We start from the raw sequence: 15,116 nt of genomic DNA, 5'->3' as shown, positions 1-15,116 counted from the left end.
AAAATCATTAGAGATCTTCCAGGTTGATTCCTTTTGGACGTTCCATATGCTGGATCGTGATATCATAAATATGCTCTACATCTCCGGATTGCATGGCATTCAAAATGTCCATGTGTTCTTTATAAGTATTCTCCATTCTTCCTTCATGAGACAGAGAAAGTTTTGCAAGGCGTTTCATCCGATACATGAATGTAGCGAAAATAGAAGAGAACTGTTCATTTTCCAGATAATTAATAATTTGGGTATGAAAACGAAAATCGTATTCACAGAAATCATCAATAGAGTGGGAAGAAATCATAATCTTCTCCATCTTCTCCATAATCTTATTCAATTCTTTAAATAACTTTCCGGCTTTTCTGCTGTTAGCTTCCTTACAGATCTGTAAAGTACAGTAGCTTTCCAGCGCAGAACGGATCTGAAAAGTTTCATTTACATCTTCCTTACTAAGCTGATGCAGCATAAATCCCTTATTTGGAATAATGTCAATATATCCTTCCTGTGCAAGCCTGTGGATTGCATCACGAAAAGGAGTACGGGAAATTCCAAGTTCTTTTGCAAGTTTGGTTTCAGAATAAATTTCATGATAGGAAAACTGATTGTCCATAATCAGGTTTTGAAGATGTTGATAAGCCTGTTCATTCAATGGTGTCATTACTGTTGCCATAAAAACTCCTTAAAATCAAATAATTATTTTTTTAACAGAATATAGTATTTTTTACCCTTAAAACATTAAAAATATCATAGCGCAATCTGAAAAAACGGTCAATAGAAAAAACAAGATCACAGAAAAAGAACCGCAGAAAATCTGAATTACACAAAGAATTTCCGTGCTTTTGTGTGATATTTTTAGATATTGAACAAATAGTTAAGAAAATAACAGATAAAAAAGAGTAGTCTGTGAAAATTTTACAAAAAACAGAAGTCATAAATGGATAAAAGAGAGAAAGATAAAAAAGTTATGGGCGGTGTTTCCGACCAGCCACTTCTTACAAGACAGCAGATGGTTACGAAAGAAACAGATAATGGTGGAATTATTGTGGTAGGTTCTCATACGGATAAAACTACCCGTCAGGTAGAAGAACTGAAGAAATTAACAGATATTGAATTTATTGAGTTAAATGCAACTCTGGTAAGAGATGAGAAAGCATTCGAGACAGAAGTAAACAGATGCCTGGAACGTGAAGAAGAATGTATCAAAGCAGGAAAAACAGTCTGCTGCTATACAACAAGAGTGCTGATCACAGCTGATACTGGAGATAAAGAAGATGAACTGCGATTATCTGTTAAGATTTCTGATGCAGTTCAGTCATTGGTTGGAAGGTTGAAAGTAACTCCGGCATTTGTGATCGCAAAAGGTGGAATCACATCCAGTGATGTAGGAACGAAGGCTCTGGCAGTAAAGAAAGCGAATGTTCTGGGTCAGATCAGACCGGGAATTCCGGTATGGCAGACAGGTGAAGAAAGCAGATTCCCAATGACCCCATATGTAATCTTTCCAGGAAATGTAGGAGAAATTACAACTTTGCGGGAAGCCGTAGAAGTACTTCTTGATAAATAAATATAACAAAGAAAACTGACAGCATAGAAGAGCAGAATCGTAAAAAAAGGAAAAAAATATTAGAAAAAGGACAAGGGGTGACAAACGTTATGGATATTACGATTACAACTCTGGGAGCACTGATCGGCCTGGCAGTCGCAATCTTTTTGATCGTTAAGAAAGTAGAACCTGCTTACAGTATGATCGCAGGAGCATTTGTAGGCGGTGTGATCGGCGGAGCAGGAATAGAAGGAACCGTAACATGTATGGTAACAGGAGCACAGGGAATTATGCCTGCAATTCTCAGAATTGTAACTTCAGGTGTGCTGGCAGGAATTCTGATTCAGTCTGGAGCAGCAGTTAAAATTGCAGATCAGATTATTCGCTTGTTTGGAGAAAAAAGAGCATTATTTTCCTTGGCATTGGCAACTATGATCCTGACAGCAGTTGGTGTATTTGGTGATGTTGCAGTTATTACAGTAGCACCGATCGCCATGGTTATTGGACAGAGAATTGGATGCAACAATTTTATTCTTCTTGCAGCGTTAATGGGTGGAGAAAAAGCGGGAATGGTAATTTCACCAAACCCAAATACGATTGCGGCTGCAGAAACTTTTGGTGTAGATCTTTCTGCGTTGATGGCAGCAAATATTATTCCGGCAATTGTGGGTCTGGCAGGAACAGTTATTATTTGTAAAATTCTTTCTGGAAAGAATAAATCAGTAAATGTTGCAGATAAAACACAGTCAGTGGAAGTAAATACACAGCCAATGGGGTTACCGTCTATATGGGCATCTATTGTTGGACCGTTGATTGCAGTGATTCTGCTGATGCTTCGTCCGATCTGTGGGATTACTATTGATCCACTGGTAGCGCTTCCGGCAGGAGCGATCATTGGACTTGCCTGTATGAGAAAGATGAAGCATCTGGGCGAATACATTTCATATGGTCTGGGGAAAATGATGCCTGTAGCTATCCTGCTGATTGGAACAGGAACCATTTCAGGAATTATTAAAACTTCGCAATTTCAGGTGGATATGACAACTGTATTGAATGCAATGAATCTGCCGGCATTTCTTCTGGCACCGATTTCTGGTATTGTAATGGCAGGAGCAACTGCGTCTTCTTCTGCAGGAGCAACTATTGCATCTGCCACATTTTCCGGAACTATTACACAGATTATGCCGGCTCTGTATGGGGCAGCAATGCTTCATGCAGGAACTATTGTACTGGACTCTCTGCCTCATGGTTCTATTTTCCATGCATCAGCCGGTGCAATGGGAATGCCGATCAATGAGAGAATTAAGTTACTGCCGATAGATATTCTGGAAGGATTTATCATTGTATTGGCATCAACAATTATATATGGAATTATTTTATAACAGAAATCTGAAGGACTCTAAACGGTTCTTCAGATTTTTTGGTAATGACAAATTTTATTCTAAAAATCCAGAGATTATGATAGCGGGAACACCAAAATTATGTTATGATACAACTAAAGAAATTATGACAAAAGTCCCTGCTTGTAGTTTATTGCTCAGACAATGAAAGCAGGGGCTTACTTATTCAATGAAAATAATAAACAGAAAGGAAATCGTAAAATGGAGAAGTATAAAAGAATATTTGTGATCGTGCTGGATTCTCTGGGGATTGGAGCAATGCCTGATTCAGAGAGATTCGGAGATGTAGGGGTAGACACTTTTGGACATATCCTGGATCGTATGGGAACACTGGATATTCCGAATCTGCAGAAACTGGGAATGGTAAATCTTCATCAGGGAGGAAAGATGGAGACTGTCGAGAATCCAATGGGACGTTTCATGCGTGTCAGCGAAGCCAGTAATGGTAAGGATACTATGACAGGACATTGGGAAATGATGGGAATCAAGACAGAGAAACCATTTAAAACCTTTACAGACACAGGATTCCCGCCAGAACTGATCGCGGAACTTGAGAAACGCTGTGGTAAACGTGTAATTGGAAATAAGAGTGCCAGCGGTACTGAGATCATCGAGGAACTTGGCGAAGAAGAGATCAATACAGGTGCAATGATCGTCTATACATCTGCTGATTCAGTCCTTCAGATTTGCGGAAATGAAGAGACATTTGACCTTCAGAATCTGTACCGTTGCTGCGAGATCGCACGTGAGATCACAATGAAAGATGAATGGCGTGTAGGCCGTGTTATTGCCAGACCATATGTCGGTAAGAAGAAAGGCGAGTTCAAGCGTACAAGCAACCGTCATGATTATGCACTGAAGCCAACAGGTTTAACAGCTATGAATGCTCTGAAAGATGCAGGTTACGACGTGATCAGTGTGGGAAAGATTAACGATATTTTCTGTGGCGAAGGTGTGACAGAAGCACTGCATTCCAATAGTTCTGTACATGGAATGGAGCAGACTATTGAAATCAGTAAGAAAGATTTCCACGGACTTTGCTTTACTAATCTGGTAGATTTCGACGCACTCTGGGGACACCGCAGAAATCCAGAAGGATACGGACAGGAGATAGAGAAATTTGACAAAAACCTGGGTGTTCTGATGAACGAGATGACATCCGATGATCTTCTGATCATCACAGCAGACCATGGTAATGACCCGACATACACAGGAACAGACCATACCAGAGAATATGTACCATTTATCTCCTGGTCACCAAAGATGACAGAGGGCGGTCAGTTAGAGGAAGAGAATACCTTTGCAATCATCGGAGCAACTATCGCAGACAACTTCCAGGTAAAAATGCCGGAAGGAACCATTGGACATTCTATTCTGGATAAATTAGTGTAACAAAATCAAACTGCGGAGCAGTTATTTGGTTATGAGTAAGTCGTGAAGCGGATGACTTTATCCGTTTGAAATTGGATCAGGAAAATAGGTATGATATCAGGCGGTAAACCAGATTAGGTTATCCGCCTGATTTAGGTAATGATTATATATTGTGAACAGGGAGAGGATACATATGGATAGCAGAGCATTTCTGGATTTTTTAAAAGTAGCAGAGAGATTAAAGTGCAACACCAGACATTCTTACACATCTTCTGGGCGACATGAAAGTGTGGCAGAACACAGCTGGCGGCTTACTATGATGGCTTATTTTATGCAGGATGAGTTCCCGGATGCAGATATAGACAAAGTAATTAAAATGTGTATGTTCCATGATATGGGCGAAACAATCACAGGGGACATCCCTGCATTTGAGAAAACATCCGCAGATTCAGACCATGAGAATCATGTAATGGATGAACTGCTGGATACACTCCCGGAACCATACAGAATAGATTTAAAAGAATTGTTTGCTGAAATGGAAGCTCTGGAGACCCTGGAAGCAAAGATATACAAGGCTCTGGACAAATTAGAAGCTCTGATCCAGCATAACGAAGCAGATCTTTCTACGTGGATTCCACTGGAATATGATCTTCAGATGACCTATGGAACCAAAGAATGTAGTTTCAGCGAATATATGAAGAGTCTGCGCGATATGGTGCGCGAAGATTCCCGAAAGAAAGCTGGCATGGATAAATAATTAAAAACTTGCTGTACAGAAGAAATTTTCAACTGTGCAGCAAGTTTTTTGTTTAACATATTTTTAGTATATTTTCGAAAGAGAATATTTTATTTTCTGACATCAGTTCCTCAAATTTATTCAGATTAAGATCTGAATGCTCTAACTCTCTGGAGAACTGATAACAGATCTGAATCTGGTTACCCAGATGAAATTCGCGGTTATTTTTCAGATAAGTGCCGACGCTCAGATCGTGGATAAACAGAGTACAGACAACTGCCATTTTGATTTTGGCAAAGATCTCATCATCATAAACTGCACCGCAGAAATAAGTATAGATCCAGTAAACCAGAAGCTGTTCTTCCTGAATCTGCCAGTCCGGATAATAATAATCAAATTCGCTTTTCTGATACGAATAAAGATTTCCTGAGTCAGACTGCTGAGCTGCATCTTCTTTATACAGTGGAGTCAGACAATCCCTTAAGTATTCCTGCCATCCTGGACGAAGAACCTCCATTTCCGGAATAACAGTTTTCCACATTTCTTTATATAATTCTTTTGATGTATCTATAAAGTTAGATTTATCAGAAGTGCTGGATATATTTGAAGTATTAATTGCATTATCGGTGATATGATTATCAGCATCATCTGTTGTAGTGACTTCTGCACTGTCTGTTATTATAGGAGAACTGGAAACATTCTTTGAACTATTTGGGTTTATTCGGGAGTAAACTTTGCTGCAAAATGCATCTCTATATCCGGAATCTTCATGACGCTTCCGTATATCTTCCCATTGAAACAGCTCATTTTTATCCACGCACAACTGAAAATCATGTGCGATTGCCAGCACTTTCCACAGACGTTTCTGCATAAGAACACTTCTGTCCTGGATCACATCTATAAGCATATCTCTGGTATCCATCAGAGCGGTAAACAGAAGATAATCAAAGTCATCATAAACCTCTTCGCGGGTCTCTTTTTCTCTGGTAACAAACTGTACTTTCTCTTTCTGAGACAACAGGATCCTCGCAGCCTCCGGACAGGAAAGGGACAGGGAAATCTCCCGCAGACCTTCAAATTCTTCAATATGTCTCGGATAATTGCGGCAGGTTTTACAGAACATTTTCGGTCCCGCCTCTGTATAAATATCACACAGATTCTCCTCATTCAGAAATGCACAGCGATGGTCATACTGGCGGAAAACATGTTCCTTCCAGTCAATATCATTGTGCAGACGATTGCGGAACGGCCCTTTGAGATGCTGATATTTCTTTAATGTTTTATCATCAATCACAATTTGCCACCCTGCGCAGCAGGTATCCGGACAGGCTCCTGCAATGCAGGAGAATTCCTTATAATAATTGGGAATTGTAAATTGCATAGCTTACATAGCTTCCTTTCTTTTTTTCTTAAGTTTACGGTAATTTCCAGCAGTCATCCCACAGGATTTCCGAAAGCTCTGGGACAGATAACTCTGAGAAGAGAAACCTGCCAGATGAGCAATATCTGAGATTCCGTAATCTGTATTTTCCAGTAATTCTTTACACACTTCAATCCGTTTATGATTCAGATAATTAATAGGAGAGATTCCATAATACTTCGTAAATTCATGACTCAGATAATACTTATTCAGATGACTGAGCGCCGAAAGATGATCCAGAGTAATATTTTCTCCATAATTGGAATCCAGATACCGTTTAATAGCTGCGCATTCCTTGGTCGGATGTTGAGCTGTGATTAAGTCAAAGGGGGAATCCGTAATTCGTCGAAGCTGCAGGATCAGGACATCCAGCATATGTTTACAGATCTGTTCATACCCTTCAGACTGCTTATCCAGTTCCTGAAAAATGGAATTAAAATAAAACAGCAGATCCGTTTTCTTCTCTCTGCAGTTAAAAATGCGGTATTCTTTGTGGTCATTAAAAGAAAAACATAGTCCATCTACGCCCACCGTAAAGTAACTCAGAGGCGGACTTCCCCTGGAAATCTCTGTGTGATTGATGTGAGGATTAACGATAATTAAGTCATCCTTTGAGATTGGAAAGATATTATCCTCTATCAGAAACTCGCCCTGCCCGTCACGCACATAAAACAGTTCTGTAAATGCATGAGAATGCGGAATACTTGGCCAATCGCCTTCATAGCGGGAAGCGGATGCATTTAAAAGTGTGACCTCCTGAGGCGTTCTGTCTTCGGGACTGAAGCGGAGTGATTGTGTACTCATGGAATCCCCCTCCTTTGAGTTATGGGTGGAAAATAATTTTCAGCAGATAAAGTCTGCAGAGATAAGTTTTTATTGTGCTACTTATGTACATGGAAATTTAGTAATTTTGTTTGCGGTAGATAAATAAGCATTCCAAATACTTTCTTCGTAAAATACTCTGGATATTGGGATAAATGCATAAAAAATAATAAAAAATAAAATCATCATAGTTCATTATGATTAAAAAATAAATGCACACAAAATTTATTGATAACATTTTTTATATAATAACATAATTATAGCGAGACAGCAAGATTTCTAAAAAACAAAGCAAAAAGCGAATTGAAATAATTTTCAAAAGAAAGTATTCTATAAACAGATTAAAAGCAACGGAAATTTTCAAACGATAATCTAAGGAGGAAAAGAGTTATATGAAGAAAAAAGGATTTTTAAGTGTTTTACTGGCAACTGCAATGTTAGGATCTATGGTAGCAGCAGTTCCGGCTGCAGCAGCTGATGATGACCAGACATTAACCGTATGGTGCTGGGATCCGAATTTTAACATTTATGCAATGCAGCAGGCAGAGAAGATTTATCAGGAAGATCATCCGGATTTCAAACTGGATATTCAGGAGAATGTATACAGCGATATCGAGACAAAACTGATCACAGCCGCGACATCAGGCGATTACAGCACACTTCCAGACATCTTCTTAATGCAGGATTATTCCTATCATAAAGATGTTACAAGCTTTCCGGATGTATTTACAGATCTGACAGATTCAGGAATTGATTTCTCTCAGTTCTCTACAGGTAAACTTGCAGATTCCACAGTAGATGGAAAGAATTACGGCGTACCGTTCGACAATGGTGCAACCATCATGGCAATCCGCTCCGATATCGTAGAAGAAGCCGGATTAACAACAGATGATTTCAAAGATATCACATGGTCCAAATTTATGGAACTTGCAAAAACTGTAAAAGAGAAAACAAATACTCCAATGTTGACAACATCTGGCGGATCAGAACTTATACTGGAAATGCTCCAGTCAGCAGGTGCTTCCCCGATCGTAGATGGCGAAGTAAAGATTGCTGATAATGAAGTTCTGAAACAGGCAGTAGAAGTTTATGCACAGCTTGTAAATGAAGGATACATGACAGAGTACACTGACTGGGATCAGTACATTGCTTCTATGAACAATGGCGATGCAGCAGGCGTTATTAATGGATGCTGGATCATGTCATCCGTACAGGCAGCAGAAGATCAGTCTGGTAAATGGACAATCGTAGATATGCCTGCATTAGACGATGTAGAAGGTGCTACAAACTATGCAAACTGCGGCGGCGCAAGCTGGGCGGTATCTTCCAACTGCAAGAACCCTGATCTTGCTTATGATTTCATCAAATCCACATTTGGTGGAAGCGTAGAACTTTATGATGACCTTCTTGTAAACGCAGGTGCGATCGCAAGTTACCTTCCGGCAGCAGAATCTGATGTATATCAGGAAGCATCCGACTTCTACGGCGGACAGAAAGTTTATGCAGACATTGTAGACTATGCAAGCAAAGTTCCTGCATTTGACTGTGGCGCATACTATTCCGATATCAGAAGCGCACTGACAGACGTAGTTACAAACGTTGTACAGAGTGGCGCAGACGTAGCAGAAGAACTCCAGACAGCACAGGAAACTGTAGAGTTTAATATTGAAGGATAGTAAATAATATCAGGTATTTCAGATATAAGATATCCGTTTGATAGTTATTGTATAGACAGAACAGGATTTATGACTTTGATACCATATATATTCACTGACAGTAAGTAACCTCGGGCTGTCGCAAAATTCAAAAGGAGATTTTGCGGCAGCCCTGTTTTTCAGGAGGACATCAATGGCAAATACATCAGGTACAAAAAAGAAAATGAGTCTTCAGAAAAAGCACAACCTGATCGGCTGGGCGTTTCTGATCCCTGCATCATTGCTGATCTTTGTATTCTGCTTTTATCCCATGTTCCAGGCAATCCTGCTTTCCTTCAGAAAAGGAATGGGAGCAGCACAGACCTGGGTGGGAATCGCCAATTACAGCAGAATTCTAAAAGACAGAACATTTAAACAATGTTTATTTAACACCGTATTTTACTTTATTATTCAGGTGCCGGTCATGCTGATCCTGGCATTGATCCTGGCACAGCTTCTGAATGATGCCACACTTCGTTTTAAGGGATTATTCAGAACCATGATCTTTCTCCCATGTGCGACTTCTCTGGTATCTTATTCAATGATCTTTAAGTCCCTGTTTGCACCGGACGGATTTGTAAACATGGTGCTTACAAAGATGGGAATTGGAGCTGTGGACTGGTTCCAGAATGCATGGGCAGCCCGGTTTGTAATTATCATTGCCCTTGTGTGGAGATGGACCGGATATAATATGGTATTTTATCTGGCGGGACTGCAGAACATTGACCAGTCCATCTATGAAGCCAGCCGTATTGACGGAGCAACTGCATTTCAGCAGTTCTTTAAAATTACCATTCCATTACTGAAACCGACGATTCTTTTGACAGCGATCATGTCCACATCAGGTACTTTGCAGTTGTTTGATGAGTCTGTAAACCTGACTGCAGGAGGTCCTGGTAAATCAACGATGACCCTTGCACATTACATATTTAACATCTCCTTTGTGGAGACACCGAAGTTTAATTATGCGGCAGCATTGTCCGTATTTATCCTTGTTTCCGTAGCAATCCTGTCTGCAATCCAGATGAAAGTAGGTGACAGCCGTGACTAGAAAAATCAAACGTTTCATATCCTACGCAATCTTAATTATTGCAAGCTTACTGTCTGTATTTCCGCTGTATTACATGCTCTCCGGTGCGACTAATAAGAGTATTGATATTGTAAGAGGAAGACTGATCCCGGGTGGATATCTGGTGGAGAATTTCAAGACTTTGGTAGCCAATCAGAACCTTGGACTTGCCATGTTTAACTCATTCAGAAATGCGATTCTGATTACAATTATTTCCCTGCTGGTATGCTCTATTGCGGGATACGGATTTGAGATTTACCATGACAAAGGAAAAGATACTTTGATGAGTATTCTGCTCCTGGCTATGATGCTGCCGTTCGTGGCATTGATGATCCCGTTGTTTAAGATGTTCTCCAGCATGGGACTAGTAAACAGCTGGATTGCACTGGTTCTGCCATCAGTTTCCACACCGTTTATGATCATGCTGTTCCGTCAGGCATCCAGATCCTTCCCGATAGACATTATCGAAGCCAGCAGATTGGAAGGAATGAGTGAAGTAGCGATCTTTTTCCGTATGTATGTGCCAATCATGAAATCTACTTATGGCGCAGCAATGACTGTAACTTTTATGAATGCATGGAACAATTATCTGTGGCCAAAAGTTATCCTGCAGGATAATGCATCGATCACAATGCCGATGCTAGTTGCCAACTTAAAGAGTGGATACAGTGTTGATTATGGAATGCTGATGTTGGGTGTTCTGATTTGTACACTGCCGACCGCGGTCATTTTCTTCTGTCTGCAAAAGAGCTTCTCAAACGGATTGACAGGTGCGGTGAAATAAAGATTACTGTTTCCGGCAATGCCGATATTTCGTCCTAAGAAGTGAGATGCCGGGCATGGGGATGGACAGTGATAAATAAAGAGGAGTTTATGGGTTATGTATGAATTGATCATGAATGAAAAAGAGCAGAAACAGCTGAGAGCAGAGCTGATTTTTGCAAAAAAACTGGGATTGATTGAAGACGATACTTTGAATGGATTGGAAGACAGACGGCAGAAAGAAAACCGGAAAAGAGAACAGATGCTGCAAAAAGGTGAAATCGTTTATGGCCCTGAACAGCTTTCTCTGCCTGCTTATGTCCGATATGAACAGACAAGATTTCACCTGGATTTTGTATCAGAATGTGAAAAAGTAAAAAAATATTATACATATCAGACGATTTTTGAAGAAGAAAAACAAATGTTTTATGAGGCGAACAGAGATCTGTTTACAAGATACAACGGAGACAGTTTTACTTATGAAGAAGTATCTGGGATCATTAAAAAAAGAATGCGGGAGATAGAATATGAAAAGGAAATCCATAACATATTATGTCAGCTCAGTTAATGGAAATGACAAGAACGATGGTCTGACACAGGAGACTCCTTTCAGAACGCTACACCGGATCAGGGGGAGTGAGCTTGGTGCAGGAGACCGTGTTCTTCTGGAAAGAGGGTCCGTTTTCGAAGACCAGTATCTGCATATCAGAGGAAAAGGAGAGATAGGTGATCCGATAGAAATCGCATCTTATGGAGAAGGAGAACTGCCACATATTTGTGCAAATGGAACGGGAATCTGGTATCAGAATTATGGTATACAACTGGATTCTCCTGTTCATGTATATCAGGGAAATGTATCCTCTGCAATTCTGCTTTATGATGCGGAATATATCTGGATCCATGATCTGGAAATCAGTAATAAGGATATTGTTAACCGAGATGTTGTTGAAAAATACCTGAGTCAGAATATTACAAAACAGGAGAAGTCTGCAGGGGAAGATTCGGAGGAAACCGCAGATAGTGCAGTGGAACAGTATTGTGCATCAGATAAAATGGATCGAACTGGAGTTGCTGTTATTGCACAGAATGCAGGTACACTTCATGGGATTACGTTACAAAATCTTATGATCCATGACGTAAATGGGAATGTGTATAACAAACACATGAATAATGGTGGAATTTATATGACTGCCCTGAAACCACAGAATGAAAAACAGACAGGCATTGCCAGATATGACGGAGTAATGGTGGAGAACTGCTGTGTATGGGACGTCAGCCGCTGGGGAATTGCAGTGGGTTATACTTATCAGCATGCCAGATTTACAGGCGCAGAACTTCAGGAAGAATGTTTTTTGCAATACGGACATGAGAATATTGTTCTAAGAAATAACTATGTAAAAGGTGCAGGCGGGGATGCAATTACACCGATGTATGCACTCAGGCCACTGGTTGAACACAACACTTCAGATTCCTGTGCAACAGAAATGAATGATCGTTTTTACCGTTATCCGGGAAAGAGAATGGGAAAAGTAGCAGCAGCTATCTGGCCGTGGAAATGTAAAGATGCACTGTTTCGATTCAATGAAGTTGTGGACACAAGACTGAATCAGGACGGCATGGCATATGATGCAGATTCCGGGGATGGAACCATATATGAATATAATTACAGCAGACAAAACGAGGGTGGCTGTGTCATGTTTTGTCTGGAAGAGTCAATTCATAATATCTTTCGAAAGAATGTAAGCTATGATGATTTGGGCGGAATTCTGAGCCCTTCCGGAAATCCGGATGCATATGTGGCGGAAAATCAGTTTTATATCAGAAAAGGAGTTCCGCTTCTGCGAAAAAATATGAGTGATGGTGAAATAATACTGAAAAATAATACAATTGTGGAATTATAGCAATCCTCTTAAATCAGACAGATTATGAAATAAATGATCCTATCTGACTGAAAGCAGAACAAAATAAAGGAGGCAAAAGAAAATGGGAAAAGGCCGTGTAACTATACCAACTGACTTAGATGTGGTGCCACAGACATTGGAAATGATAGAAGAATGGGGAGCAGATGCCATTCGTGACTGTGATGGCACAGAGTTTCCGCAGGAACTGAAAGATACAGGTGCCAAGATCTATGCAACCTACTATACTACCCGCAAAGATAATGCCTGGGCAAAAGCACATCCGGAAGAAATCCAGCAGATGTACATTATGACATCCTTCCATACAGCGACGGCTGATGTGTTGGAAATTCATCTGATGGATCACCTTTACCCGGATATGCTTGCGGTAAATACAAGAGATGATATTTATAGATGGTGGGAAGTGATAGATCGTACTACTGGTGAAATAGTACCAACAGATCAGTGGACATATGAGGAAGCAAATGGTAATGTAGTGATTAGATCAGCGGAACTGTTTCATGAGTATACGGTAAGTTTCCTGGCATATATTATGTGGGATCCAGTACATATGTATAATGCAGTAGTGAACGACTGGAAAGATGTGGAACCGCAGATTACTTTCGATGTGCGGCAGCCAAAAACAAGAGCACATTCCCTGGAACGTCTGCGCCGATTTCTGGATACACATGAGTATGTAAATGTTGTAAGATTTACTACTTTTTTCCATCAGTTTACCCTTATATTTGATGAACTGGCAAGAGAGAAATACGTAGACTGGTTTGGCTATTCAGCATCAGTCAGCCCATATATTCTGGAACAGTTTGAACAGGAAGCAGGTTATCCTTTCAGACCGGAATATATCATTGATCAGGGCTACATGAATAACACTTACAGAATCCCGTCAAAAGAATTTAAGGACTTTCAGGCATTCCAGAGATGTGAAGTAGCGAAGCTTGCCAAAGAGATGGTAGATATTGTACATGAATATGGAAAAGAAGCTATGATGTTCATGGGTGACCATTGGATCGGGATGGAACCATTTATGGATGAGTTCGCATCGATCGGGCTGGATGCAGTAGTTGGAAGTGTTGGAAATGGTGCAACCCTGCGTTTATTCAGTGATATTAAGAATGTAAAATATACAGAAGGAAGATTCCTGCCATACTTTTTCCCGGATACTTTCCATGAGGGCGGTGATCCTGTAAAAGAGGCAAAAGTAAACTGGGTAACGGCCAGAAGAGCAATCCTTCGAAGTCCAATCCAGAGAATCGGATATGGTGGATATTTGAAATTGGCACTGGAATTCCCGGATTTTGTACAGTATATCAAAGAGGTCTGTGAGGAATTCCGTACTTTATATGATAATATTCAGGGAACTACTCCGTATTGCGTGAAACGTGTAGCAGTTCTGAACTGCTGGGGAAAAATGCGTTCCTGGGGTAACCATATGGTACACCATGCCATCTATTATAAGCAGAATTATTCATATTTCGGAATTATCGAAGCACTGAGTGGCGCACCGTTTGATGTATCTTTCATCAGCTTTGACGATATTAAAGCAGACAAAGATCTGCTGAAGAAATTTGACGTAGTGATCAACGTAGGAGATGCAGACACAGCACAGTCCGGTGGCGAGAACTGGATTGACGAGACGATCATCACAGCAGTCAGAGAATTTGTCTACAATGGCGGCGGCTTTATCGGCGTCGGAGAACCTGCATCACATCAATGGCAGGGCAGGTTTATTCAGTTAGATGATGTACTTGGGGTAGAAGAAGAACACGGATTTAATCTGAATACAGACAAATATAACTGGGAAGAACATAGAAATCATTTTATCCTTAAAGATGCAGAAGGTGAGGTTGATTTCGGTGAAGGTAAGAAGAATATTTACGCCTTACCTGAAACAGAAATCCTGATTCAGAAAGACCAGGAAGTACAGATGGCAGTAAAGACCTTTGGCAAAGGAAGAGGTGTCTATATCAGTGGTCTTCCATACAGTTTTAAGAACAGCCGTGTACTTTATCGAGCAGTTCTTTGGTCAGCATCCGCAGAAGAAGAACTCCATTGTTGGTATTCCACCAACTACAATGTAGAAGTACATGCCTATGTAAAAAATGGCAAATACTGTGTAGTCAACAACACCTACGAACCACAGGATACAGTCGTTTACAGAGGCGATGGAAGCAGTTTCCAGTTACATCTGGAGGCAAATGAGATTAAATGGTATCAGATTTGAAATCGTACAGACGGACATTTATTTACAAGTCCGTCCAAATAGATGCATAAGAGAATATAAAACATAAATAAGAACAGAATCATCATATGAGCTGAGCAGATGTAATGCTTCAGGATGATTCTGTTTTTTGCTGGAAATTACTATATTTATTTCTTCTTAGATATA

General features: G+C 40.3%; 12 protein-coding genes and 1 pseudogene. 10 read left to right on the top strand and 3 right to left on the bottom strand.

Annotated features, from left to right (window positions below; all coding sequences use genetic code 11):
• Nucleotides 1-7: 7 nt before the first annotated feature.
• Complete coding sequence (locus KQI87_RS08085) at nucleotides 8-664, bottom strand: GntR family transcriptional regulator (RefSeq protein ID WP_253292416.1); 657 nt, start codon at nucleotides 662-664, stop codon at nucleotides 8-10.
• Between the two features lie 288 nt (nucleotides 665-952).
• Between KQI87_RS08085 and KQI87_RS08080 the strand changes: the two are divergent.
• From KQI87_RS08080 to KQI87_RS08065, 4 genes and pseudogenes are all read left to right on the top strand, one after another.
• Nucleotides 953-1,558 (top strand): annotated as a pseudogene (locus tag KQI87_RS08080) (nucleotide-binding domain containing protein); the annotation flags it as partial.
• Between the two features lie 89 nt (nucleotides 1,559-1,647).
• Nucleotides 1,648-2,919 carry a GntP family permease gene (locus tag KQI87_RS08075; RefSeq protein ID WP_216459681.1) on the top strand — a complete coding sequence of 424 codons (1,272 nt, stop codon included), beginning with the start codon at nucleotides 1,648-1,650 and terminating at the stop codon, nucleotides 2,917-2,919.
• A 219-nt stretch (nucleotides 2,920-3,138) separates the two neighbouring features.
• Nucleotides 3,139-4,329, top strand: coding sequence for a phosphopentomutase (locus KQI87_RS08070; protein ID WP_216459680.1), 1,191 nt, complete (start codon nucleotides 3,139-3,141; stop codon nucleotides 4,327-4,329).
• Nucleotides 4,330-4,501: 172 nt separating this feature from the next.
• Nucleotides 4,502-5,065 carry an HD domain-containing protein gene (locus KQI87_RS08065; protein WP_216459679.1) on the top strand — a complete coding sequence of 188 codons (564 nt, stop codon included), beginning with the start codon at nucleotides 4,502-4,504 and terminating at the stop codon, nucleotides 5,063-5,065.
• Nucleotides 5,066-5,117: 52 nt separating this feature from the next.
• Here the strand turns inward: KQI87_RS08065 and fliB are convergent, their stop codons facing one another.
• Both fliB and KQI87_RS08055 read right to left on the bottom strand, forming a co-directional pair.
• Complete coding sequence (gene fliB / locus KQI87_RS08060; RefSeq protein ID WP_216459678.1) at nucleotides 5,118-6,425, bottom strand: flagellin lysine-N-methylase; 1,308 nt, start codon at nucleotides 6,423-6,425, stop codon at nucleotides 5,118-5,120.
• 3 nt (nucleotides 6,426-6,428) lie between these two features.
• The gene (locus KQI87_RS08055; protein WP_216459677.1) at nucleotides 6,429-7,268 is read right to left on the bottom strand and encodes an AraC family transcriptional regulator; all 840 of its coding nucleotides are present in this window, start codon (nucleotides 7,266-7,268) and stop codon (nucleotides 6,429-6,431) included.
• Nucleotides 7,269-7,678: 410 nt separating this feature from the next.
• On the opposite strand from KQI87_RS08055, the gene KQI87_RS08050 reads away from it, so the two are divergent.
• From KQI87_RS08050 to gnpA, 6 genes are all read left to right on the top strand, one after another.
• Nucleotides 7,679-8,962, top strand: coding sequence for an ABC transporter substrate-binding protein (locus KQI87_RS08050; protein WP_216459676.1), 1,284 nt, complete (start codon nucleotides 7,679-7,681; stop codon nucleotides 8,960-8,962).
• 172 nt (nucleotides 8,963-9,134) lie between these two features.
• Nucleotides 9,135-10,031: a carbohydrate ABC transporter permease gene (locus KQI87_RS08045; RefSeq protein WP_216459675.1), complete on the top strand. Its 897-nt coding sequence runs from the start codon at nucleotides 9,135-9,137 to the stop codon at nucleotides 10,029-10,031.
• A 73-nt stretch (nucleotides 10,032-10,104) separates the two neighbouring features.
• Nucleotides 10,105-10,833, top strand: coding sequence for a carbohydrate ABC transporter permease (locus KQI87_RS08040; protein WP_253292429.1), 729 nt, complete (start codon nucleotides 10,105-10,107; stop codon nucleotides 10,831-10,833).
• A 96-nt stretch (nucleotides 10,834-10,929) separates the two neighbouring features.
• Nucleotides 10,930-11,379, top strand: a complete 450-nt coding sequence (locus KQI87_RS08035) for a hypothetical protein (protein ID WP_216459673.1) — start codon at nucleotides 10,930-10,932, stop codon at nucleotides 11,377-11,379.
• The gene (locus tag KQI87_RS08030; RefSeq protein WP_216459672.1) at nucleotides 11,339-12,712 is read left to right on the top strand and encodes a polyhydroxyalkanoate depolymerase; all 1,374 of its coding nucleotides are present in this window, start codon (nucleotides 11,339-11,341) and stop codon (nucleotides 12,710-12,712) included. The genes KQI87_RS08035 and KQI87_RS08030 overlap by 41 nt, the downstream gene beginning before the upstream one ends.
• A gap of 82 nt (nucleotides 12,713-12,794) precedes the next feature.
• Entirely contained in the window at nucleotides 12,795-14,951 is a 2,157-nt protein-coding gene (gene gnpA / locus KQI87_RS08025) for a 1,3-beta-galactosyl-N-acetylhexosamine phosphorylase (protein WP_216459671.1), read from the top strand.
• Nucleotides 14,952-15,116: the final 165 nt, after the last annotated feature.

The organism is Blautia sp. MSJ-9, assembly GCF_018919065.1.
Taxonomy (GTDB): domain Bacteria; phylum Bacillota; class Clostridia; order Lachnospirales; family Lachnospiraceae; genus Blautia_A.
This window is presented reverse-complemented; position numbering and strand designations above follow the sequence as displayed.

What these genes read in the sequence shown, in the direction of transcription:
- KQI87_RS08085 (WP_253292416.1), bottom strand. Translation starts at nt 664, where the DNA reads ATGGCAACAGTAATGACACCATTGAATGAACAGGCTTATCAACATCTT.
- KQI87_RS08075 (WP_216459681.1), top strand. Translation starts at nt 1,648, where the DNA reads ATGGATATTACGATTACAACTCTGGGAGCACTGATCGGCCTGGCAGTC.
- KQI87_RS08070 (WP_216459680.1), top strand. Translation starts at nt 3,139, where the DNA reads ATGGAGAAGTATAAAAGAATATTTGTGATCGTGCTGGATTCTCTGGGG.
- KQI87_RS08065 (WP_216459679.1), top strand. Translation starts at nt 4,502, where the DNA reads ATGGATAGCAGAGCATTTCTGGATTTTTTAAAAGTAGCAGAGAGATTA.
- fliB (WP_216459678.1), bottom strand. Translation starts at nt 6,425, where the DNA reads ATGCAATTTACAATTCCCAATTATTATAAGGAATTCTCCTGCATTGCA.
- KQI87_RS08055 (WP_216459677.1), bottom strand. Translation starts at nt 7,268, where the DNA reads ATGAGTACACAATCACTCCGCTTCAGTCCCGAAGACAGAACGCCTCAG.
- KQI87_RS08050 (WP_216459676.1), top strand. Translation starts at nt 7,679, where the DNA reads ATGAAGAAAAAAGGATTTTTAAGTGTTTTACTGGCAACTGCAATGTTA.
- KQI87_RS08045 (WP_216459675.1), top strand. Translation starts at nt 9,135, where the DNA reads ATGGCAAATACATCAGGTACAAAAAAGAAAATGAGTCTTCAGAAAAAG.
- KQI87_RS08040 (WP_253292429.1), top strand. Translation starts at nt 10,105, where the DNA reads ATGCTCTCCGGTGCGACTAATAAGAGTATTGATATTGTAAGAGGAAGA.
- KQI87_RS08035 (WP_216459673.1), top strand. Translation starts at nt 10,930, where the DNA reads ATGTATGAATTGATCATGAATGAAAAAGAGCAGAAACAGCTGAGAGCA.
- KQI87_RS08030 (WP_216459672.1), top strand. Translation starts at nt 11,339, where the DNA reads ATGAAAAGGAAATCCATAACATATTATGTCAGCTCAGTTAATGGAAAT.
- gnpA (WP_216459671.1), top strand. Translation starts at nt 12,795, where the DNA reads ATGGGAAAAGGCCGTGTAACTATACCAACTGACTTAGATGTGGTGCCA.